Genomic DNA, 21,948 nt, shown 5'->3' on the forward strand with positions numbered 1-21,948 from the left:
GCCTCAGTCGAGCGCCCTGCCGACCGACGTCAGCGGCACGGCGAACAGCGTCCGTCCCGACTGCGACCAGACCTCGCCCATCGCCTCCCAGTAGGAAAGGGACGCGGTGCGGGCGCTCCAGCAGCGGTGGGTTTCGTCCGCCCCGCACTGTGTGGCCCGGGCGCCGTTCGCGTTCTGCCGCCACAGCGCGCCGCGTCCGGCTCCCGTGCCGGCGAGGTACCAGTCGGCGCGGTCGGCTCCGGCTTCCCGGTAGGAGAGGACGCCCGCGATACCGGCCGTCTTCGTCCGGTACGCCTCGTCCGCGCGTACGCGCCCTGCCGGGTCGGTGGCGAGCAGCCCGGAGCGCTCGGGGTCGGTACTGAAGGGGTAGCGCCACAGCCGGGTGGCCCGGTCGCTGTCCGCGGTGGCCCGTTCGCTCACGGCCAGGCTGTCGGGCGCCGAGCTGCGGTCGAGGGAGATACCGCCGAGGCAGGGGGCGCCGGTGTCCGTCGCCGGCTCGCACGTCCCGCCGGGCAGACGGTACGAGCCGACGGCCGGCAGCATCCACCGGTAGCCGTGCGCCGACCAGCCGCCGGGCACCCGGCCGACCGCGGCATCGGCGACGGTGGCGCGCTGGACGCGGTCCATGTCGTACACGTACAGCGCGGTGCCGTCCCCGTCGTCGGCGGTGACCAGCAGCTTGTCCTGGTACCAGACCATGCCGGACACCTGCGAGGCGAGGGCGCGGTAGTCGCGTCCGCCGTCGACCGGCACGGCGAGCAGCGCCGAGGCGTAGGTGAGACGGCTCAGGTCGTTCGCGTCGACGAAGGCGACCCGGGCGAGGCCCTGTCCGTCGGCCGAGCTCCAGCCGGAGAGGAGCGCCCGGTTCTCGCCCCATCGGCCGTCGTCGTCGGCGTCCCCGGAGGTGGTGACAGCGCCGGCCCGCCAGCCCGCGGTGTCGGCCTCGTCCCAGCAGTACGCGCGCGTGGCCGCCGGTTCGACGGGCAGCGCCGTGCGCTCGCCGGCCGTGCAGTCGGAGGCGGAGTGCAGGGTGCGGTCGGCGCTGTCGAGGACGGCGCCGACACCGACGGGCGTGCCCATCGCGGCGGCGAGCCGGTCGAGCGTGCGCTCGGGCACGAGGTCTTCCTGGAGCCGGAGCGGGTCGATGTCCGCGGCGGAGGTGAGCGGCTTCAGCGCTCCGGGGCCCTCACCGACCGTGGCCTGCGAGGCGCTGATCATGGTGGCGGCGGCGGTGAGCGCGAGGGCGGTCCCGGCCAGGGCACCGCGCAGCGCCCTGCCCCGCCTGCGTCGACGGTGTCGGCCGCGACTCATCATCCAACCTCCAGACGAGAGCCAACTGCGCCTGACGATCCGTGCGTTGACCGAGGAGCAGGTGGGGTGGCCCGTACGGGGATGCTACGGCAGTCGGCGGCGGCTCGTGACGAAGACCCTGCAATGACCCTGCAATTATGCGGAAGATGCCACCTCTTGTACCCCTCGGGGCACATGAATCTACATCCGTCCCCTGGCCACCGCCGGAGCCGTGGAGTGCGGCAGCAACTCGTGCGGGTCGTCCGGCAGCACCACCTCGACCTCCGCGTCCTCGCAGAGACGGTACGGCCGGTGTTCCAGGAACCCCCCGAGATAGCGGCGTACGCGCGACATCTCGGCGCGCACCGTGACCGTGCGGCCCGCATCACCGAACAGGTCCTCGGCCAGCCCGGCCGCGCTGCGTCCGCTGCGATGCAGGGCCAGCAGATAGAGCAACTCGGCGTGCCGGGGGCTCAGTTCGCGGGTCCAGGAGCCCGCGCCGCCCGACACCGTCACCGACCAGCGGCGCGGCTGCGACAGATCCAGCACGATCCGGGTGGCACCGTGCGCCACCGGCTCGTCGTCGGCCCGCACCAGCCAGCCCTCGGCCAGCGGCTCCACCGAGCAGATGCCCAGCGCCGGCATCCACCGGCGGCCCGGCGACAGGGACTTGGGCAGCGCGATCCGGTTCGTGTACGGCATCCCGGTCACCGCTGCCGTCCAGCCGTCCCGGTCCACCACCAGGGCCCGGCCGGTGATCCGGGCCAGCGCCGGCGCCCCGACCGCGCGCAGCCGCTCCAGCGAAACCAGGTGCAGTTCGCGGAGCTTGGCCTCGGCGAGCTTGGCCACCGAGTCGACCCAGGCGAGCGTGGCCGGATGCATGGTTTCCAGCGGGCCGCTCACATCGACGACACCGATCGGCCGGCCGTCCCTGGGGTCGGTGATCGGGGCGCCCGTACAGGTCCAAGAGGCGTGTGACCGTACGAAGTGCTCCGAGGCGAAGACCTGTACGGGCCGGCGCACCACCGCCGGCGTGCCCACGCCGTTCGTGCCGACGACGTCCTCGCGCCAGTCCGCGCCGAGTTCGAATCCGAGTCCGTCGGCCTTGCGGAGCACCGGCGAACACCCCTCGCGCCACAGCACCCGGCCGTCCGGATCCGCGACGACCATGATGTGGTGGGCGACGTCCGCGACCGACAACAGCCCTTCCCGCAGCATCGGAAGCACCTGTCTGAGCGGCGACTCCTCCCGGCGCCGCTGGATCTCCTCGGTGTCGAGCAGTCCGGACCTGAAGTCGTGGTCGGGGTCGACACCGCCGCGCAGCATGCGCCCCCAGGACTCTCCGATCACCGGGCGCGGAGGCAGCCGTGCGCGCTGTCCGGCGAGGGTCGCGTCGCGGACCTCGCTGAGGACCCGCGCCGCCTGCGCCGCGTCGACGGCGGCGAGTTGCGTCACGTTCATTCCGGTCCCTTGTTGAATGTTCGTCTTATGGTGCCGCCTGCCCTGTGCGGAAGGACACAGTCCGCACACAGACGCCAACAAGTTGCAACCCCTTGCAACCCTGGTGGTCTGCGCGCGCCCTGACTGAAACTTGAGCAACGCTGCCCCCGGGCGGCGTTCGTGGCCTCGAATGGGCCAGCGGCGGGGGTGGTGCCGTGTCGGCGCAGCACCACCCCCGCCAACTGCCTCCGGCGGTTGGGCCGTATTTCGCGTCAGGGGGATGCCGGCAGGGGTGCGTTGGCGGCTGACGGTCCGTTGTGGCTGGTCGCGCAGTTCCCCGCGCCCCTGAAGGTCGGACAGCGCATCCTGCGTTGGTCAGGTCACCGGTCTGGCGCGTTCCACCACCGACGTCAGATCCAGACTGGACGGCAGCGTGCCGAACGCCATGCCGCCGTCGGTGCCGAGGCGGGAGGCGCAGAATGCGTCGGCTACCTCCGGTGGTGCGTAGCGGACCAGCAGTGAGCCCTGGAGTACCAGCGCGAGGCGCTCGGTCAGACGGCGGGCCCGGCCCTCGATGCCGTTCAGGTCGGCGAGTTCGGTCAGCAGGTCCTTGATGGCCGCGTCCAGGCGGTGGTCGGCGCCGCGGGCCCGGCCGACCTCCTGGAGATAGGCGTTGAGTGCCTGCGGCTCCCGCTGAAGGGCGCGCAGCACGTCCAGTGCCTGGACGTTGCCCGCGCCCTCCCAGACCGAGTTGAGCGGTGACTCGCGCACCAGTCGCGGCAGGCCGGATTCCTCGACGTAACCGTTGCCGCCCAGACACTCGGCCGCCTCCACCGTCACCGGCGTACAACGCTTCGTCACCCAGTACTTGGCGGCCGGCACCGCCAACCGCAGCAGTGCCCGCTCCTGTTCGCTCCCGTCGTCATGGGCGGCTGCCAGGCGCAGCGCGAGCGTGGTCGCCGCCTCCGACTCCAGGGCCAGATCGGCGAGTACGTTGCGCATGAGCGGCTTGTCGAGCAGCTTCCCGCCGAACGCCTCGCGGTACGTGCAGTGATGCACCGCCTGTGCGACGGCCTGTCGCATCAGCCCCGCCGAGCCCAGCACGCAGTCGAGCCGGGTCGCGGCCACCATGTCGATGATGGCGCGCACCCCTCGCCCCTCGTCGCCGACCCGGCGCGCCCAGGTCCCGTCGAACTCGACCTCGCTGGAGGCGTTCGACCGGTTGCCCAACTTGTCCTTCAGCCGCTGGAGAAGGAAAACGTTGCGGGAACCGTCTTCGAGCACCCGCGGTACGAGGAAACAGGTCAGCCCGCCTTCTCCCTTTGAAGGGGCTGCCTGCGCCAGCACCAGGAACCCGTCCGACATCGGCGCCGAACAGAACCACTTGTGCCCCGTCAGCGCATACGTCCCGGCCTCGGCGAGCGGCACCGCGGACGTCGTAATGGCCCGTACGTCGCTGCCGCCCTGCTTCTCCGTCATGCCCATCCCGAACAGCGCCCCGGCCTTCAGCTGCGCGGGTCGCAGCTCACGGTCGTAGACCATGGACGTCAGCCGCGGCTCCCACTCGGCGGCGAGAGCCGGGTCGGTGCGCAGCGCGGGCACCGCGGCGTGGGTCATCGACAGCGGGCAGCAGTTGCCCGCGTCGACCTGTGTCCACACCAGGAACGCGGCCGCCCGCCGCAGCTGACCGCCGGGCCGGCTCCAGGCCGCGGTCAGCCCCGCCGAGACGCCCTTGCCGAGCAGCCGGTGCCAGGCAGGGTGGAATTCGACCTCGTCGACGCGATGGCCGTAGCGGTCGTGCGTACGCAGCCGGGGCGGATGTTCGTTGGCCTGGACGCCCCACTCCTGCACCTGCGCCGACCCGGAGGCCCGGCCGAGCGCCGCCAGTTCGCCGCGGACCTCGTCGAGCAGGACGGGGTCGAGATGCCGTTCGACGGCCTCGGTCAGGACCTTGTCGGCGCTGTAGACGTCGTATCCGACCAGCGGTGGGGTCTGGTTGGTCACGGTATGGGTGTTGCCGGACATGTCTGCGAACCTACCCCTCGGTACGGCGATGGTCACCACACTGGCACGCCGCCCCTCACCGGCGGCGGACCAGGGCCTGTCCGGCGGATCAGGTCGCAGGAAACCAACGGTGCCTCATCGGCGCAGGTGAGCGGGGTCTGGTGCGTCGAGCTGCAAGGCGGAGGAGGGCGTCGACGCGATGGGGGTCCTTCCGCGCGAGCGCATTCGAGCGTGGGGGAGTCGGCAACCGACGACAACGCCGCAGATCGGCGTGGCAGGCCCTGCGTCCGCGACCTGATCCGCCGGACAGGCCCTGGGCGACCCGGCCGCGGCACCGGGGGATGAGCCGAGCCTCCCGCGGCGGATACCTTTAGGTCGTGCAGCCAGCAAGTGAATCCTCCGAGACGCCCCCCTCAGGCCGTCTCCACCGGGCTCGTGCCCTCTACCGGAACGTCTCCAAGCGCAGGACCGCCTGGCTGTTGCTCAAGGACACCGTCAACTCGTGCATCGAGTACCGGATCCTGGGTCTGGCGGCGGAGGCGGCGTTCTTCACACTGCTGTCCGTACCGCCGCTGCTGCTGAGCATGATCGGGCTGCTCGGTTACGTCGACGACTGGACCGGCACCGACACCATCAGCAGCCTGGAGACGAACCTCCTGGAGGCCTCCCGCACCGTCCTGTCGGACAAGGGCGTCGCCCAGATCGCCCAGCCGATCCTGGACGACGTGATGAAGGGCGGCCGCCCCGACGTCATCTCCATCGGCTTCCTGTTCGCCCTGTGGTCGGGTTCCCGCGCGGTGAACGTCTTCATCGACACGATCACCGTGATGTACGGCCTCGACGGCGTCCGCGGCATCGTCAGGACCCGGCTGGTCGCCTTCGTGCTCTTCCTGGTGGCCCTGGTGATCGGCTCGGTCGCGCTGCCGCTGATGGTGGCCGGGCCGGACGCCGTACTGAATGTCCTGCCGTGGTCGGAGACCCTCGTACAGGTGCTGTACTGGCCCGTCGTCATCGTGCTGTCCATCGCCTTCCTGACGACGCTCTACCACGTGTCCGTGCCGGTGCGCTCGCCGTGGATCGAGGACGTGCCCGGCGCCCTGGTGGCCCTCGGGATGTGGGTCCTGGGCAGCTTCCTGCTGCGGATCTACCTGACCAACACGGTCGAGGGCGCCACCATCTACGGCTCGCTGGCCGCCGCCGTCGCCGTCCTGCTGTGGATCGGCGTGTCCGCCTTCGCCGTCCTCGTCGGCGCCGCCGTCAACGCCGCCATCGACCGTGTCTGGCCGGCCGCCGCCACGGCCGCGGCCCGCGCCGCCAACGAGCGGATGCGCGAGGCCCAGGTCGCCGAGTACGTGGCCCGCGCCGCCGCCCACCGCGGTGACACCGACCCCGACGACCCGGACATGCCCTCCGAATTCCCCGAACGCTGGTCCCGCTTCCTCCCCCCGGAGGACGTCACATCCAGACTCCGCACCCATGTGAAGAACTCACCGAAGGGGGAGGACGTGGGGACACCGGAGAAATGAGGACCGCTCGGAAGCGGTTACCGCTTCCAGACCTCGTCCGCCGCGGATTCCCGTACGAACTCCGAGAAGTCCCGGGCCTCCCGTCCCAGCACCTGCCGCACCCCGTACGTGACCTGGGCGTTGTGCCCGTCCAGCAGCCCCGCGAAGACCTCCACCAGGAAGTCCGCCTCCTCGGCCGGAACCCCCATGCCGGTCAGGAACTCCCCGTAGGCCCGGGCCGGCACCGGCGTGTACGTCAGCTCGCTCCCGGTGGCCGCGGCGATCTCCGCCACCGCCTCCCGGAAGCTCAGCAGCCGTGGCCCCGTCAGCTCCAGCGTCCGCCCCACATACAGGTCCCCGGACGTCAGCACAGCAGCGACCACGTCCCCGATGTCCCGCACGTCGAGGAACGGCTCGGGCACCTCACCGGCCGGGAACACCAGCTCGCCCGTCTGCACCAGCCCCTCCACCAGCGGCCCCTCGCTGAAGTTCTGCGCGAACCACGCGCACCGCACGATCGTCCAGTCCGCCCCGGACGACGTCAGCGCCTCCTCGGTCGCCAGCGCCTGCTCCTCGCCCCGCGCCGACAGCAGCACCAGCCGGCGTACGCCCAGTCCCACCGCCTCCCGGGCGAGCGCGCCGATGCCCTCGGCCGCCGCCGGGGAGCCGACGTCGGACGGGTACATCAGGTACGCCGCGTCGGCGTCGCGCAGGGTGTCCGCCCAGGTCGTCGGGTTCTCCCAGTCGAAACCGCGGGCGCGGGACGCCGCGCGCACGGTCAGGCCGGCGCTCCGCAGGGCGTCGGCGACCCGGCTGCCGGTCCGCCCGGAGGCGCCGGTCACCACAACTGTCGTCTTCTGCGTGTTTTCCGTCATGCATCCAGTCAACGGCCCCGTGCTTCAACAGCCCATCGCTGAACGGCTCATTCCCATACGAGCGCGTCTACGCTGGCCCCATGGACGCTCTCGCAGGCCTTCTCGAGGGTCCACGCGCGCGTGGCGCCTTCATGATCCGTGCGTGCTTCGAACCGCCCTGGGCGATTCGCATCGAGGACCGCGCCCCGCTGACGGTGATGCTGATGGTCCGCGGCGGCATGTGGATCATGCCGGACACGGGGGAGCGGGTCCGGCTGGCCCCCGGTGACCTGTCCATCGCCCGCGGCCCGGACTTCTACACCTGCGCCGACGACCCGGGCACGGCCCCGCAGGCCCTGATCCTGCCGGGCCAGGAGTGCCGCTACCCCGACGGCCGCTCCCTGAACGGCTCCATGGACCTCGGCGTCCGCACCTGGGGCGACCGGCTCGACGGTTCCGCGGTGATGCTGATCGGCACGTACCCGATGCAGGGCGAGATCAGCGGCCGGCTGCTGGACGCGCTGCCGCCGTTGATCACCCTCACCTCCGACGTCTGGCAGTGCCCGCTCACGCCGCTCCTCCTGGAGGAGGTCGTCCGCGACGAACCCGGCCAGGAGGTCGTCCTGGACCGGCTGCTCGACCTGCTGGTCATCGCCGCGTTGCGGGCCTGGTTCTCCCGCCCCGACGCGGCGGCCCCCGCCTGGTACCGGGCCCTGGCCGACCCGGTCGTCGGCCGTGTCCTGCGCCTCGTCCAGGACGACCCGGCCCATCCCTGGACGGTCGCCTCCCTCGCCGCCAAGGCCGGCGTCTCCCGTGCCGCCCTCGCCCGCCGCTTCACGGACCTGGTCGGCGAGCCCCCGATGTCGTACCTCACCGGCTGGCGCCTCGCCCTCGCCGCCGACCGCCTCCGCACCTCCGGCGACACCATCGCCGCCATCGCCCGCCAGGTCGGCTACGGCAGCGCGTTCGCGCTGTCCAGCGCCTTCAAGAGGGTGTACGGGATCAGCCCGCAGGAACACCGGACGCGGGTGGCGTAGGCGGCGGTGTCGCTGGGGGGCGCGCTAGAGCGCTGGACGCGAGTGTCCTTGCCGCGGGCGGCGTCGTAGCCTTTCCATGTGTACACGGAGCGGGCGTCCAGGCTGCCGGGCGCGGTCGTGTGGAGCCGGACCATCGAGGATCCGGTCGTCCGGCCGGTGCTGCCCGACGGCTGCATGGACCTGCTGTGGAACGACGGCCGGCTGCTCGTCGCGGGACCCGACACACAGGCGTACGTTCCCGAGGGCGGCCCGCGGCACTGGGCGGGCGTCCGCTTCTACCCCGGCACCGCGCCCGCTTTCCTCGGCGTGCCGGCACACGAACTACGGGACCGGCGCGTCGAGTTGGCCGACCTCTGGCCCGCCGCGGAGGTGCGGCGCCTGTACGGCCGTATCGACGCGGCCGCGGACCCCGTGACCGCGCTGGAGGACACGGCGTTGGAGCGCGCCGCCGACGTCGAGCCGCCCGACCCGCTGCTGCTGCGGGTCGTCGCGGCGCTCGACACGGGACACGCGGTCTCCGCCACCGCCGACGAACTCGAGCTCAGCGCCCGCCAGTTGCACCGCCGCTGTCTGACCGCCTTCGGCTACGGCCCCAAGACGCTCGCCCGCGTGCTGCGACTGCAACGCGCCCTGACGCTGGCCCGGGACGGTGTGCCGCTCGCCGAGACGGCGGTCCGGGCGGGCTTCGCGGACCAGGCCCATCTCGCCCGGGACGTACGGGAGTTGGCGGGTATGCCGCTAACGGAGCTACTGGGCCGGTAGCGGGGCGAACAGATCGACCCCGTTGCCGTCCGGGTCGTGCACCACCGCGTACCGCTGGCCCCAGAAGGCGTCCCACGGCTTGAGCTCACCGTGGTACCCGGCGCCGACCAGCTTCTCGTACACCGTGTCCACCTCTGCCGGGTGGTCGCAGAGCAGCGCCAGCGAGTGCCGGCCGCCACCGGACGGCGGCTGATAGCCGGCGTGGATGGACCGGGCCATCTCCTCGCTGTCCAGCATCAGCCGCAGCCCGCCGGGCAGTGGGGCTTCGGCGTGCGGCTCGTTCTCGGCCCCTTCGGGGAACGCGAAGCCGAGCCGGCGGTAGAAGGCGACGGAGGCGGCCATGTCCGAGACGACCAGGCCGATGGCATCGAATCGTGGAGTCATGCGGCCACCGTAGGCAGCACTGCGGCGGCGGGTCTTGAAGGAATCGGACAGGCCCGGCAGCCCGGGCCCTGCCCGCCCGCGCCCCCAGTACTCAACCGGGCCGTTCGGCCGGAGCGGCCGTACTCGCGCGTTCCACCAGCCGAGTGGACAGTTCCGTCCGGGTGCTCTCCGGGCGGTGGCCGTCCATCATGCGGACCAGGAGACGCAGGGCGGTGGCCGCCATCTCCGAGAGGGGCTGGCGGACGGTGGTGAGGGCGGGGGTGACCCAGCGGGACTCGGGGAGGTCGTCGAAGCCGACGACGCTCATGTCGTGGGGGACCTTCAAAGCACGCTCGGACAGTGCCTCGTACACCCCCAGAGCCATCCGGTCGGAGCAGACGAAGACAGCGGTCGGCGGCTCGGGCAGGTCGAGGAGTTCGAGCATGCGCACACGGGCGACCGACTCGTCGAAACCGGCATGGCGGACGTATTCGGGGCGTTGCCGCAGGCCCGCCGACGCGAGTGCCGAGCGGTAGCCGGCGAGGCGGGCATTGCCGGCCATGGTGCGTCGGTGGCCGGCGACGACGGCGATGCGCTCGTGCCCGAGCGACAGGAGGTGCTCGGTCGCGGTGACGCCGCCCTGCCAGTTCGCCGCGCCCACCGACACCATGCCCGGCGGCGGTTCGAGGACCGGGTCGATCATCACGAACGGGATGCGGTGCTGGTCAAGCCAGGAGTACTGGGGAGGCGTCAGCTCGGCCAGATTGAACAGCACCCCCGACGAACCGCGCGCGGTGAGCTTGTCCAGCCAGCCGCGCTCCGGGCGGCCGCCCCGGCTCCGGGACAGCCCGGCCGAGACCACCACCTCCAGGCCCGCGTCGTGGGCCGCCTCCTCCACCCCGTGCAGCACGGCGCCCGACCACGAACTGTCCAGCGAGTGCACCACGAGGTCGACCAGACCCGGCGGTTTTCCCCCGTCGAACCGGGGTCTGCGGACATAGCCGAGCCGGTGCAGCGCCTCGGTGACCCGACGGCGGGTCTCCGGCGCGACATCCTCCCGGCCGTTGACCACCTTGGAGGCGGTCGGCACCGACACCCCGGCCTCACGCGCCACGACCGCCAGGGTCGGCCCGGCCGTCACGCTCGCACTCCCCGTACGGACCATCGGGAACCACCTCTCCGGCCCGCCCGAGGGCCATCGAACGCTTCGACCAGACAGTAAGCGCTGATAGTAAGCGCTTCCTACCCTAGGTTCGCCGCAGTTCGACGTGAAGAGGCCGGAGTTCGGAGGGATCCGCGGGCTTGGGCTTTCGAAACTTCGAACAGAGGGCAGGGTCGAGCAAGGGGGAGGTGGCCGAGGCCAGGGGGCAGGGGAGCAGGGGAGCAGAGGGCAGGGTGGTGGGCGGCGGAGAGCGGGTGAGGGGCGTGGGGCGTGGGCTTTCGGATGGCTGGTGGCTGGTGGCGAAGTGCGGTGGGAGGTCAGCCGGGTGGGCAGTCGAGCCGGAACCCCGTGAAGTCGGCGGTGAACTCCGCGTCGACGAGGTCCCATGCGTGGATGCCGGCCATCGCGCCGGTGAAACGCAGCCGTGAACCGTGGTCGTCGGAGAGCTTGCCGAAGTCCAGCGGCGGTCCGATCGGAATGCGTTTACCGTCCTGTACGCACCAGAAGCGGGCCTCGACTTCCTCGACGGTCACGCCGAGAGTGACGGACGTCGTCGAGTCGACCACCGCGATCTGCCGGGTGCTCTCCTCGTCGCGCTCCACCAGACGCAGCACCGTCCGCCCCGCGCCCCGCCACTGCTGGCCGTGCTGCCCCTCACCCTCCGGTTCCGCCCAGGTCAGGGCGAGGGCGAAATAGGCCTCGGTGTTGTACCAGAGCACCAGCCCGGCGCCCTGCGTATAGCTGAACGGCCTTGCCTCCAGCGTGACTTCGGCTTCCGCGCGGTGCTCGGTGATGCGCTGCGCGAGCAGGCTGTGCGCCCACCGCGACTCCGGACCGTGCCGTCCGCGCAGCCGGATCCAGCCGGGGCGTGCGGCGGTGTCGGCCCAGGATGGGTCGGGACAGCCGCGCAGGGAACTCCAGGGCCAGTCCAACGGCTCCTCGTCAGCCGGGAGTTCGGGATCGAAACGCTGTTCCGCTACGTCGACCTCGACAGGCTGTATCGATACGCTGACCTTGACAGGCTGTGTCGATACATCGACCTCGACCACCGGATGATGTCCCCCGTGCCGCAACCTCGGCCAGCCCTCGGCGTCCCACACCACCGGCACGATCGCCGTCTCGCGGCCGAGGGGGCAGCGCAGGCCGTCCGGCGTCCGTAACGGACGGGCGGCGAGATGGCTCAACACCCAGTCACCATCAGGTGTTTGAACCAGTTCGCCATGTCCGGCCTTCTGCAACGGCAGCGACGGATCGTCCCGTGACGTCAGCAGCGGCCGGTCGTCCACCTCGTACGGGCCGGTCAAGGAGCGACTGCGTGCCACCAGCACCCCGTGCTCGAACCCCGTCCCGCCCTCGGCCAGCACGAGGTAGTACCAGCCGTCACGCCTGAGCAGCTTCGGCCCCTCGACCAGCCGTTCGTGCTGGAGCAGCAGATGCGTACCGCCGACGGGCGCCAGGGTGTCCCGATCCAGCTCCGTCAGGACGATGCCCGCGAAGCGCCGGCCGCCGGGACGGTGATCGCTCTGCATGTTGAGCAGCCACAGCCGGCCCTCGTCGTGGAAGAGCGCCGGGTCGAAACCGTGACTCACCACCCGGCGCGGCGCCGTCCACTTGCCGCCGACCTCCGTGGCCGTGCTGACGTACGTGTCCAGATCGAAGTACGGCGTCCCGACCGAGCGGACGATCGAGTACGTCATCCAGAACCGTTCCCCGTCCCAGCTCAGGGACGGTGCCCAGACACCGCCGGAGTCGGGGACGCCGGCCAGCGAGTCGCCGGGGACCGCGCCCCGGACATGCCCCGCGTACTGCCAGTGCGCCAGGTCCCGCGAGCGATGGACCGGGATCGTCGGGAACCACTCGAAGGAACTGGTGGCCACGTAGTACCAGTCGCCGACCCGGACGAGCGACGGGTCCGGTGCGAAGCCACGGATGACGGGATTACGCAGCACGGTCACTTGAGGGCTCCCAACGTGACACCCGTCCGCCAGTACCGGCGCATCGCGACCATCATGATCGCCATCGGGACTATGGACAGCAGCGCACCGGTCAGCACCAGGCTGGTCAGGTCGACACCGGATTCCAGGCGTTTCCCGGACCAGTTGTACAGGCCCAGATTGAGCGTCCAGTTCTCCTCGCCGCGCAGCACCGTGAGGGGGAGGAAGAAGGCGTTCCAGGTGTTCACGAAGGCGAGCAAAAACACCGTGGCACCGCCCGTCGTCATCATTCGCAGCACGATGCTGAAGAAGATCCGCAGTTCGCCCGCACCGTCGATGCGGGCCGCCTCGAGGAGCTCGAAGGGGATCGTGGCCTCGGTGTACACCTTGGCCAGATACACGCTGAACGGGCTGATCAGACAGGGGATCAGCATCGCCCAGGGCGTGTCGACCAGCCCGATCTCCGAGAACAGCAGATAGAGGGGGAGGGTGAGCAGGGCGATCGGAATCAGGAAGGAACCGACTACACACGCGAACACCAGGTTGCGGCCCGGGAATTGGAAGCGTGCCAGTCCGTAACCGGTTGCGAGGGCGATCAGTGTGCCGCCGAGGGAGCCGACGCCCGCATACAGGAGCGAGTTGGCCGTCCAGCGCAGGAAGATCCCGTCCTCGTAGGTGAAGAGCTGATGCAGGTTGTCCCACAGATGCCAGCCGGAGAACCACAGGCCGTTGCTCTGATAGAGACCGGTGCGGTCCTTGGTGGCGGCGACGATCAGCCACCACACCGGGAACAGGCTGTAAGCGCTTGAGAGGATCAGCCCGACCAGCAGGAAACGCTGGCCCCCGCGTGTGCGACCGGCGGGGTCCGGTTGGATGAGCCGCCGGACGGAGTGCGTCGGGGGCTGCTGGGCGCGGTCTTCGGTGAGCGTCATCAGTCGACCTCCCTCGAAGTGAGCCGGTAGAAGAGGAAGGAGGCGACGCCGAGGATGAGGGCGAGCAGCACCGACAGGGTCGCGGCGTAGTGGTAGTCGCCGGCGTTGAACGCCTGGTTGTAGATGATCATGATCGGAGTGAAGCTGTCGTCGACCGTCTGCGGTGTCACGTTCCGGAACAGCGCGGGCTCGTTGAAGATCTGGAGCATCTGGATGATCGACAGCATGCCGGTCAGCACCAGCGCCCCTCGCACATGCGGGATCTTGATACTCAGCGCGATCCGCCGCTCGGAGGCCCCGTCGAGCCGTGCCGCCTCGAACAGCTCCCGGGGCACGCCCTGGAGCGCGGCGTAGATGATCACCATGTTGTAGCCGATTCCGTGCCAGGTGAGCAGGTTGCCGATGGACGGCCAGACCATTGACGGTGAGAAGAAGTTCCAGTCGAAACTGAATACTTCACCGAGCGGCGTCAACGGACCGACATCCGGGCTGTAGAGGTTGATCCACACGAGCGCGGCCACGACACCCGGGATCATGTACGGCACCAGCAGCAGCACCCGGAACCGGCCCGCCGTCCGCGATGTGAGCGCATCCAGAAACAGTGCGAGCAGCAGGCTGATCAGCAGCATCACCGGGATCTGCACACAGGCGAACAGCACCACGCGCAGCACGGAACCCATGAACGCAGAGTCGGTCAGGCCCTGTTGGTAGTTGTCCAGACCCGCGAACTTCTCCGTCGCACCGCCGAGACCGAGGCCCGACTGCTGCTCGACGAAGAGCGACTGATGGACGGCGTACCCGATCGGGAGGAGGTACAGGAACACGAAGCCGAGCTGGAAGGGCACCGTGAAGGCGGCACCCTTCCAGCGCAGGGAACGAATCATCGGGAGTGCCTCAGCCCTTGACGCTGATACCGCGGGACTTCAGGTCATCGACCGTCCATTCCTGCATGTGCGCCAGCAGATCGGTGACCTTCTGCTCCTTGTTGACGACCTTGGCCCAGCCGCTCTGCATCTCGGTGAACATCGCGGTCCAGTCGGGGCCGAAGGCCCAGTCCGTGGTGACGGTGCCCAGGCTGTCCTTCACGACCTTCTGGGCCGGCTCGTAGTTGTCGCCGAGCAGCTTCTCGGAAACCGCTTCCCCGACGTACGCGTCGCTGTCGGCCAGGGCCGGCATCACGCCGTTGCCCGTCTCCGGGCTCGCCATCGTCTTCACAGCGCCCGGGTCGGTGGACATCCACAGCGCGGCCTCGGCGGCCTGCTCCTGGTGTTCGCACTGCTCGGTCACCAGCGTCACACTGCCGGTCAGGTTGGTGCCGGCCGGAGTCTTCGCCGTCTCACCGGCGAACGTGGGCCACGGCGAAAGCGCCCACTTCCCGAAGGACTTGTCGAAGTTCTGCACCATGCCCGCCATCTGCCAGGTGGAGATGTGCCGGGTCGCGGTGGAGCCGTTGTCAAAGCTGCGCTGCACGGCCGCGTAGTCGGCGAAGGACAGCTTGGCGTTGAGGTCGTTGTCGATGATCTCCTGGATCACCTTGGCGGCCTTGAGAGTGCCGGCGTCCTGGAAGTCCACCTTCCAGGAGTTCCCGTCGATCGCGTACCAGTGCGCCCCGGCCTGCATGGCCAGCACCTCCAGGGTGCTCGGGTCCTCACCGGCGTAGTTGGTGATCTTGACGCCGTGCTTCTTCAGTTCCTTGCCCGCGGCGATGAAGTCGTCCCAGGTCACGGGGGGCTTGATGCCGTACTTCTGGAAGATGTCGGTGCGGTAGATCGTGAAGTTGGGCGACGAGCTGGTGGGGACCCCGTACAGCTTGCCCTGCACCTGCGCGCCTGCCCAGGAACCGGTGTTGAACTTGGACTTCTCACCCTCGACGTACTGCGTGATGTCGGCGAGCGCACCCTGCGACACCCAACTCGTCACGTACTCGGCGGTGTTCTGCACCAGACAGGGCGCGTTGTCCGCCTTGACCGCGTTGGTCAGCTGCTTCTGCATGGTCAACTGGTCAGTGACCTTGGTGTACTTGAGCTGGACGTCCTTGTGACTGGCGTTGAACGCCTTGACGACGGCTTCCTGGCCGTTGGCCCAGCCCCAGAAGGGCAGGGTGACCGGACCCGAGGCCTTGGAGTCCCCGGTGTCGGATCCGCCGCAGGCACAGAGCAGACCTGTCAGTGCGAGTCCCGCCACTGCGGCGCGGGCGAACCTTCTCCGGGGGCTGGTGAAGTTCATCTGACCGTGATCCTTCGGAAGTAGGCGTTCTCAGAACGAGAGGACGGCGGCTCGGTACTGGCCAGGAAAGACGGCCGAAGGGCGTTGGCTCACGGCCCAGTGGGGCCGGCCAAGCGCAAGCTGTAGTAACCGGTTGCTATGGGACGGTAGGCCGACGCGCGCGGTCCTAGCAAGAGGTGGGGCGCGATTTGTTCGGCGAAGACGGGGAGGTGAAGGGAAAACGTTTACGAAACGTTCGCTGCGGTGGCGGTGGCGGTGGCGGTGGCGATGGCGGAGCGGGAGGCGAGGGGAGAGGGCTAGCGGCGGCGCCGCGTCGGCGGGGGCTGCACCGAGTTGCGTACGACGACATGTGTGCCCAGCACCAGATGGTCGCCGTCGGCGCCCTTGCGGCGGCCCGCGCCCACCTCACGGCGGTCGGCGACGGCGCGCAGGGCGACCCGGCCCATCTCCTCGTACGGCACATGCACGGTGGTGAGTTGGGGGGTGAGCTGGGCGGCCAGCGGAATGTCGTCGTAACCGACGATCGAGACGTCCTCGGGCACCCGCAACCCGGCCGCGCGCAGCGCCTGCATCGCGCCGGCGGCGACCACGTCGGTGCCCGCGAGCACGGCCGTGAAGTCCGGCGTTTCGTGCAGCGCCCGCTCGACGGCCGCGTACCCGTGCTCGTAGTCGTACGGCCCGTGTCGCACCAGACCCGGGTCCAGTGCCACGCCGTACGCCTCGAACGCGCGCCGGGCTCCCGTCAACCGCCCCTGAGCAGTGGTGAGTTCGGAGTGCCCGGGGAGGACGAGCACCCGTCGGTGACCGGCCGAGAGCAGGTGGCTGGCCATGGCGTAGGCGCCGCCCTCGTTGTCGTAGTCGACCGTCGTCGCCGGGACGTCGCCCTCCAGTGGCGGACGGCCTACCAGCACCAGATGCGAGCCGGCCGCGTCCAGGGAACGGGCGAAGCGGGCCATGCGCAGCTGGTACTCGTCGTAGTCGTAGGCCCCGCCCAGCAACACCACTGCCGCGACGCCCTGTTGGCGCATGAGGTTGACCAGGGCGAGTTCTCGCTCGGGGTCGTCCCCTGTCGTGCCCACTAGGGAGAGCCAGCCGCGCAGGGTGGCGGCGCCCTCGACTCCCTTGGCCACGTGGGCGAACGCGGCGCCGGTGATGTTGTTGATCAGTATGGCCACGGTGGGTGTGCCGCCGCCCGCGAGGGAGCGGGCGTGCGCGTTGGTCACGTAGTCCAGGTCCCGGACGACCTTCATCACCCTGCGGCGCAGGTCCTCGGAGACCGGGTAATTGCCGGACAGCACACGGGAGACGCTCGCGACGGAGACCCCAGCCCTTGACGCGACATCACGGATGGTGGCTCGTCCGACTTCACTTGCCGCCTTGCGCTGACTCACCCTGCGGCTCCTTCACCGTCGTGACCTGTTCAAACCCGTGTCCAGACGTCGTTCGGCGCCGGGTCCAAAGACCGTATCCCATGCTCTCTCCGGGCCATTTGGCCTGTGGATAACCTCCGGCAAAGGCCCGCTGACCTTGGGTGCGTTGTGCCTGCGGCGGCCTGTGCGGGTGCATGGGGGTGCGTGTTGCGCCTGGCGGTTGTCGTGGGTCGGGGCCGCGGCGGGGGGTGTCCGTCCTCGGAACGTCGCGACTCGGTCTCTCATGGAGGTGACCGTGTTGACGCGACAACCGCTGCGGGCGGACACCCCCCGCCACGTCCCCTTCGCGCCGTTGGCGGCTGCGGGTGCGTTGTGTCAGTGGTTCAGGCGACACGGGTCAGGTCCGTTTGACGTACCTCGTGCATCAACGGCATGTCTGTGGCCAGGCGTTCCAGCTCCTCTACGACGATGCGGCCGAGCCGTTCGAGTTCGTTGCCGAGGGAGCCGGCGATGTGCGGTGTGAGGAAGACGTTGGGAAGTCGGTACAGGGGTGAGGAGGCGGGGAGTGGTTCGGGCTCGGTTACGTCCAGGACGGCGTGCAGGCGGCCTGAGACCAGTTCGTCGGTGAGTGCGTCGGGGGCGATCAGGGCGCCGCGGGAGGTGTTGATGAGGACGCCGCCGTCCTTGATCAGGGCCAGCCTGCCGGCGTCGAGCATGCGGTAGGTCTCGGGGATGTCGGGGGCGTGCAGGGTGACGATGTCGCTGGTGCCGAGCAGGTCGTCGAGTGGCAGGAGGCGGGCGCCCAGTGCGTCGGCCTCGGCGGGGCTGACGTAGGGGTCGTGCAGCAGCACCGTGAAGTCGAACGGCCGTAGGAGTTCGAGGAGCCGGCGGCCCACGCGTGAGGCGCCGATCACGCCGATCCGGCGGCCGACGTTGCCGATGTGTGCGGTCTCGGCCTGGGTGGGCTGGGCGTGGGTGGCGCGGAATCGTTCGCGGTGGGTGAAGGTGTCCTTCCCGGCCAGCAGGATCATCGCGAGGGTGTACTCCGCTACGGGCAGGGCGTTGCCGGTGACCGCGCTGGAGACGGTGATCTTGCGCTGCCACAGGGCCTCGCCGACCAGTGAGCGCACCGAGCCCGCCGCGTGCAGGACGGTGCGCAGGCGGGGAGCCGCGGTGAGGAGGCCGGCGTCGAGGCGCGGGCAGCCCCAGCCGGTGACCAGCACTTCGGCGGTGGCGAGGATGTCCGCCGTCGCGGGTTCGGCGAAGTCCCTTACGACAAGCGCCGTGTCGATGTCGGCGGCCTTCCGCAGCCGTTCCATGAGGGGTGGAGGGAAGAGCAGGGGGAGGTGCACCGGATCCATCGCGAACACGGCCCGCGGCTGCTGGGGGCTGGGCATGTCTCTCCTGACGCACTGAGTGGAAACAGATCATCGGAAACGGTTTCAGAAAGCGTCTTCTACCGTAGATCTGCTGGGAAGCGGTGGTCAATCGGTGGGAAGCCGGGCTGAGTTGAAATCGGTTACCGACCGTTCCCGAGGGTTTCGGGGCGTCGGTGCAGTAACCGGTTCCTGCCGCTACGGAGTCACCGCAGGTGGCAACCGGTTCCGCGCCTTCCGTGATGTCGCCGAGGTTACACAGACTTTTCGAAAGTTCGTCAAGCCTCTTGACGCTGGTTCGGGACGGGAAGAAGCTCTGCCCCAACGCCAGACAACCGGTTGTCCAGTTGGCTGAATCTCCCTTCGATGCCCCGACTCTTGGCCGATGTGCCGAACCGTGGAGCGGCTCGAACCCGATGGAGCAGGAGGTGGTGCGTCCATGCGCCCACATGTTGGTGCCCTTGGTGCTCCCTTGAGTCGCCGTCGGCTTCTGTCCCTCGCGGCGGTCGGCGGCGCGTCAGCGCTGAGCGGTTGCGCGTTGCAGGTCTCCACCGGGGTCAGCGGCCCGGGGGAGACCGTCACGGTGATGGTCAAGTCCGGGGAGATCACCACGGATGATGCCAAGCAGGCGCAGAAGGACCTCGGCATCAAGATCGTCCTGGTGAAGTACGACATCACCAAGCTGATCGCGATGATGACCACCGGCAACCCGCCCGACCTGGTGCGCGGCGTCGGCGCCGTCGACACGCCGTACTTCGCGGCGCGGGACCTGATGGAAGATCTGGATCCGTACTTCGCCGGGAGTGGCGTGCTCAGGCTCGATGATCTGGATCCGGCCAACGACCTGTGGCGTTACGACGGCCGGACCCAGGGCAAGGGCCCGCGCTACGGCATGGCGAAGGACTTCTCCCAGGACGCCATGTACTGGTACAACACCTCGCTCTTCGACCAGGCGGGCGTCGACCTGCCCGCGGAGCTGGAACCGGTTACGTTCGAGGAGTGGCTGGAGAGCGCGAAGCGCCTCACTCAGCGCAAGAACGGCCAGACGACAGTCTTCGGCGGCAGCTACAACGGCCTGATGAAGGCGAGCCTCCTGGCATGTCTGACGGCAGCGGCCGGCGGCAACCTCTTCACCGACGACTACGCGCGCGTCGACTTCACCGTCCCCGAGGCCCGCAAGGCGTTGGGCTGGTACATCGACTACTGCCGGACCAAGGTCGGACCGAGTCCCGTCCAGCCCGACCCCAACACCTGGGACGGACCCACCTACCAGGCGAACCGGATGGCCATGTCGAACTCGGGCTACTGGCTCGGCGGCCTGATCAACACCGTCCCGAAGCTGGCCGAGACGTCACGCCTCGCCCCCGCCCCGGTCTTCGAGGGCGGCCCGCGGATCAGCCCCTGCCAGGGCGGCACCGGCCTGTGGATGCCGAAGAAGGCACGGAACAAGGACGCCGCATGGCGGGTCTTCGAGTGGTTCTTCGGTGAGGCGCCGGCCAAGGCCCGCGCGTCCGGCGGCTGGGGCATCCCGTCCTTGAAGTCACTGCGCCCGCTGATGCCGGCCCAGGAGGACTACCAGCAGCGGGCGCTGAAGGTGCAGGACGCCGAGCTGTCGCACTTCTCGGTGATCTCCTTCACGCCGTACGCCACGGCGGACGCCTTCGAAGCCCTCTTCAACCAGGCCGCCCCGGCGGCGATGACCGGCGGGATATCCGTCGACACCCTCGCCGGACGCCTCAACTCGGCTATGAACGAACAGCTCAAGCGGGGGAAGGAGCAGGTGGGATGAGAGCCGAGCAGATCACCTCCGTCGTCGACCGGCTGGACTCGACTGCGGCCGGAGGGCCGGCCCGGCGAGCCGCAGACCGGCCGAGGACCTCCATGACGGTCCGCAGGCATCGCGCTTTCTTCATGTTCGCCTCGCCTTGGATCATCGGGTTTCTGCTCCTGACCGTCGCCCCCATGGCATACGCGCTGTGGCTCAGCTTCACCACCTTCGACGGCCTCTCGCCCAACTGGCGCTTCGTCGGGCTCGACAACTACCGCGAGCTGCTGTCCGACTCGGTGACCTGGAACGCCCTGGGCCGCACTGGCCTGTTCGCGGTGACCTCGGTGCCGCTGTCGATCATCGCGGGCCTCGCTCTCGCGGTCCTGGTCAACCGGCCGCTCAAGGCGCGCGGAGTCTTCCGCACCCTGCTCTACCTTCCGGCCGTGGTGCCGCCCGTGGGCGCGGGCATAGCGTTCAAGCAGGTCTTCGACCAGAACTCCGGCGCCGCGAACGGCGTGCTGAACCTCTTCGGGATGGACGCCCTCGGCTGGCTGGCCGACCCCTACGCCCGCTACGTACTGCTGATGACGGTGCTGTGGACCGCCGGAAACATCATGATCATCTCGCTTGCCGGACTTCAGGACGTGCCCCGCGAACTCCACGAGGCGGCCCGTATCGACGGCGCGAGCGCCTGGCGGACCTTCCGCAGCATCACCGTGCCGCTGCTCTCACCCGTGCTGCTCTTCCAGACGGTGACCGGAGTGATCGCCTCGGTGCAGACCATCATGCCGCTGCTGCTCGCCCCCGAAAGCACCACGGCCGGCGTCACTTTGGTACCGCAGTCCAACTACCTGTACATGATGCATGTGTTCGCGCAGTACTTCGCGATCGGCCGTTACGGATACGCCTCCGCGTTGCTGTGGGTGCTCTTCGTCCTGATCCTCGTCGCGACCGGCCTCATCTTCAGGTTCACGTCCGGCGTGGTGTTCTACAACGTAGCCCCGGAGGCGAAGAAGTGACGGCCACCAGCCTGTCCGCGAAGCCCTCGACGCCCCAGGAGTCCACGAAGCTCTCGGAGTCCGAGCGGCCGGCGGCCCCGATACGGGTCCGCGTCAACCGCCTTGTCCTCTACACGGTCCTCGTCGTGATCACCGGGCTGTTCTTCGGCCCCTTCGGCTGGCTCGTCGTGTCCGGCCTCAAGACCCCGGCCGAGCTGGCTTCCTCGCCGGTCCGCTGGCTGCCCGAGCATGTCCAGTGGCACAACTTCGCCGACGCCTTCAGCCAGATCGACTTCCTCGGCTACGCCCGTAACTCCCTCATCATCGCCCTCATCTATGCCGTCCTCGTCACCCTCAGCTCCGCCTGGGTGGGCTTCGGCTTCGCCCGTCTCGACGCACCTGGCAAGAAGACGCTGTTCGGCGTTCTGATCGGCTCGATGATGCTGCCCCAGATGGTCACCCTGCTGCCGACCTACCTGATCTTCGCGAAGCTCGGCATGGTCGACACGTACTGGCCGTGGGTGCTGTGGGGCCTCGCCTCGGCCCCGTATCTGGTCTTTCTCTTCCGGCAGTTCTTCGCGGGACTGCCGCGGGAACTGGAGGAGGCCGCGATCGTCGACGGCTGCGACTACAACCGGATGTTCTGGCGGATCTTCCTGCCCCAGTCCTGGCCGGTCGTTTCCGCGAGTTTCGTCATCGCTTTCACCTGGACCTGGGGTGACTACATCGCCCCGCAGCTGCTGCTGTCCAGCGACCGTTCCACGCTGGCCGTCGCCATCATGTCCGCCTATGTCACCCCGGCCGGACAGCCCGTTCCCGAACTCCAGGCCGCCGCCTCCGTGATGTACGTCGTGCCGATCCTATTGATCTTCCTGGTCGCCCAGCGCGGGTTCGTCGCCGGGATGTCCACCTCGGGCCTCAAGTAAC

18 protein-coding genes are annotated in these 21,948 nt (G+C 69.5%); 6 read left to right on the plus strand and 12 right to left on the minus strand.

The genetic code is table 11. From position 1 onward, the window contains the following. Positions 1 to 3: 3 nt before the first annotated feature. From KCH87_RS04895 to KCH87_RS04905, 3 genes are all read right to left on the minus strand, one after another. Positions 4 to 1,314: a hypothetical protein gene (locus KCH87_RS04895; RefSeq protein ID WP_210584420.1), complete on the minus strand. Its 1,311-nt coding sequence runs from the start codon at positions 1,312 to 1,314 to the stop codon at positions 4 to 6. Positions 1,315 to 1,491: 177 nt separating this feature from the next. Then, on the minus strand, positions 1,492 to 2,751 hold the full coding sequence (locus tag KCH87_RS04900; RefSeq protein ID WP_210584421.1) for a GAF domain-containing protein: 1,260 nt from the start codon (positions 2,749 to 2,751) through the stop codon (positions 1,492 to 1,494). A gap of 354 nt (positions 2,752 to 3,105) precedes the next feature. Then, on the minus strand, positions 3,106 to 4,755 hold the full coding sequence (locus tag KCH87_RS04905) for an acyl-CoA dehydrogenase family protein (RefSeq protein ID WP_210584422.1): 1,650 nt from the start codon (positions 4,753 to 4,755) through the stop codon (positions 3,106 to 3,108). Positions 4,756 to 5,111: 356 nt separating this feature from the next. On the opposite strand from KCH87_RS04905, the gene KCH87_RS04910 reads away from it, so the two are divergent. Beyond that, positions 5,112 to 6,260: a YihY/virulence factor BrkB family protein gene (locus tag KCH87_RS04910; RefSeq protein WP_210584423.1), complete on the plus strand. Its 1,149-nt coding sequence runs from the start codon at positions 5,112 to 5,114 to the stop codon at positions 6,258 to 6,260. A 17-nt stretch (positions 6,261 to 6,277) separates the two neighbouring features. On the opposite strand, the gene KCH87_RS04915 is transcribed toward KCH87_RS04910, so the two are convergent. After that, a complete protein-coding gene (locus KCH87_RS04915) occupies positions 6,278 to 7,114 on the minus strand; it encodes an NAD(P)H-binding protein (protein WP_210584425.1) in 837 nt (278 codons plus the stop codon). A gap of 80 nt (positions 7,115 to 7,194) precedes the next feature. Between KCH87_RS04915 and KCH87_RS04920 the strand changes: the two genes are divergently transcribed. Together KCH87_RS04920 and KCH87_RS04925 are read left to right on the plus strand one after the other, a co-directional pair. Then, complete coding sequence (locus KCH87_RS04920) at positions 7,195 to 8,130, plus strand: AraC family transcriptional regulator (RefSeq protein ID WP_210584428.1); 936 nt, start codon at positions 7,195 to 7,197, stop codon at positions 8,128 to 8,130. Between the two features lie 78 nt (positions 8,131 to 8,208). Beyond that, positions 8,209 to 8,892 carry a helix-turn-helix transcriptional regulator gene (locus KCH87_RS04925; protein WP_210584430.1) on the plus strand — a complete coding sequence of 228 codons (684 nt, stop codon included), beginning with the start codon at positions 8,209 to 8,211 and terminating at the stop codon, positions 8,890 to 8,892. Here KCH87_RS04925 and KCH87_RS04930 read toward each other — a convergent pair. From KCH87_RS04930 to KCH87_RS04965, 8 genes are all read right to left on the minus strand, one after another. Next, the gene (locus tag KCH87_RS04930) at positions 8,878 to 9,276 is read right to left on the minus strand and encodes a VOC family protein (protein ID WP_210584432.1); all 399 of its coding nucleotides are present in this window, start codon (positions 9,274 to 9,276) and stop codon (positions 8,878 to 8,880) included. The two genes, KCH87_RS04925 and KCH87_RS04930, sit on opposite strands and share 15 nt — an antisense overlap. A 91-nt stretch (positions 9,277 to 9,367) precedes the next feature. Next, positions 9,368 to 10,420, minus strand: a complete 1,053-nt coding sequence (locus tag KCH87_RS04935) for a LacI family DNA-binding transcriptional regulator (protein ID WP_210584433.1) — start codon at positions 10,418 to 10,420, stop codon at positions 9,368 to 9,370. A gap of 314 nt (positions 10,421 to 10,734) precedes the next feature. After that, complete coding sequence (locus KCH87_RS04940; protein WP_210584434.1) at positions 10,735 to 12,372, minus strand: glycoside hydrolase family 43 protein; 1,638 nt, start codon at positions 12,370 to 12,372, stop codon at positions 10,735 to 10,737. Continuing rightward, on the minus strand, positions 12,369 to 13,283 hold the full coding sequence (locus KCH87_RS04945; protein WP_210584435.1) for a carbohydrate ABC transporter permease: 915 nt from the start codon (positions 13,281 to 13,283) through the stop codon (positions 12,369 to 12,371). The genes KCH87_RS04940 and KCH87_RS04945 overlap by 4 nt, the downstream gene beginning before the upstream one ends. Next, positions 13,283 to 14,167: a carbohydrate ABC transporter permease gene (locus KCH87_RS04950; protein WP_210584436.1), complete on the minus strand. Its 885-nt coding sequence runs from the start codon at positions 14,165 to 14,167 to the stop codon at positions 13,283 to 13,285. Before KCH87_RS04950 ends, KCH87_RS04945 begins: the two co-directional genes overlap by 1 nt. A 10-nt stretch (positions 14,168 to 14,177) precedes the next feature. Continuing rightward, the gene (locus KCH87_RS04955) at positions 14,178 to 15,509 is read right to left on the minus strand and encodes an ABC transporter substrate-binding protein (protein WP_210584437.1); all 1,332 of its coding nucleotides are present in this window, start codon (positions 15,507 to 15,509) and stop codon (positions 14,178 to 14,180) included. A 296-nt stretch (positions 15,510 to 15,805) separates the two neighbouring features. After that, a complete protein-coding gene (locus KCH87_RS04960; RefSeq protein WP_210584438.1) occupies positions 15,806 to 16,900 on the minus strand; it encodes a LacI family DNA-binding transcriptional regulator in 1,095 nt (364 codons plus the stop codon). Positions 16,901 to 17,262: 362 nt separating this feature from the next. After that, positions 17,263 to 18,276 (minus strand): hydroxyacid dehydrogenase, encoded by a 1,014-nt coding sequence (locus KCH87_RS04965; protein WP_210584440.1) that lies wholly within the window; start codon positions 18,274 to 18,276, stop codon positions 17,263 to 17,265. Between the two features lie 418 nt (positions 18,277 to 18,694). Here KCH87_RS04965 and KCH87_RS04970 point away from each other — a divergent pair, with 418 nt between their 5' ends. The 3 genes from KCH87_RS04970 (at position 18,695) to KCH87_RS04980 (ending at position 21,947) form a co-directional block, all read left to right on the plus strand. Beyond that, positions 18,695 to 20,044, plus strand: coding sequence for an ABC transporter substrate-binding protein (locus tag KCH87_RS04970; protein WP_210584442.1), 1,350 nt, complete (start codon positions 18,695 to 18,697; stop codon positions 20,042 to 20,044). Then, positions 20,041 to 21,042, plus strand: coding sequence for a carbohydrate ABC transporter permease (locus tag KCH87_RS04975; protein ID WP_210584444.1), 1,002 nt, complete (start codon positions 20,041 to 20,043; stop codon positions 21,040 to 21,042). The genes KCH87_RS04970 and KCH87_RS04975 overlap by 4 nt, the downstream gene beginning before the upstream one ends. Before the next feature lie 80 nt (positions 21,043 to 21,122). Then, complete coding sequence (locus KCH87_RS04980) at positions 21,123 to 21,947, plus strand: carbohydrate ABC transporter permease (protein WP_308298769.1); 825 nt, start codon at positions 21,123 to 21,125, stop codon at positions 21,945 to 21,947. Position 21,948 lies beyond the last annotated feature (1 nt).

It is taken from the genome of Streptomyces sp. GESEQ-35, from assembly GCF_017948485.1.
GTDB lineage: Bacteria > Actinomycetota > Actinomycetes > Streptomycetales > Streptomycetaceae > Streptomyces.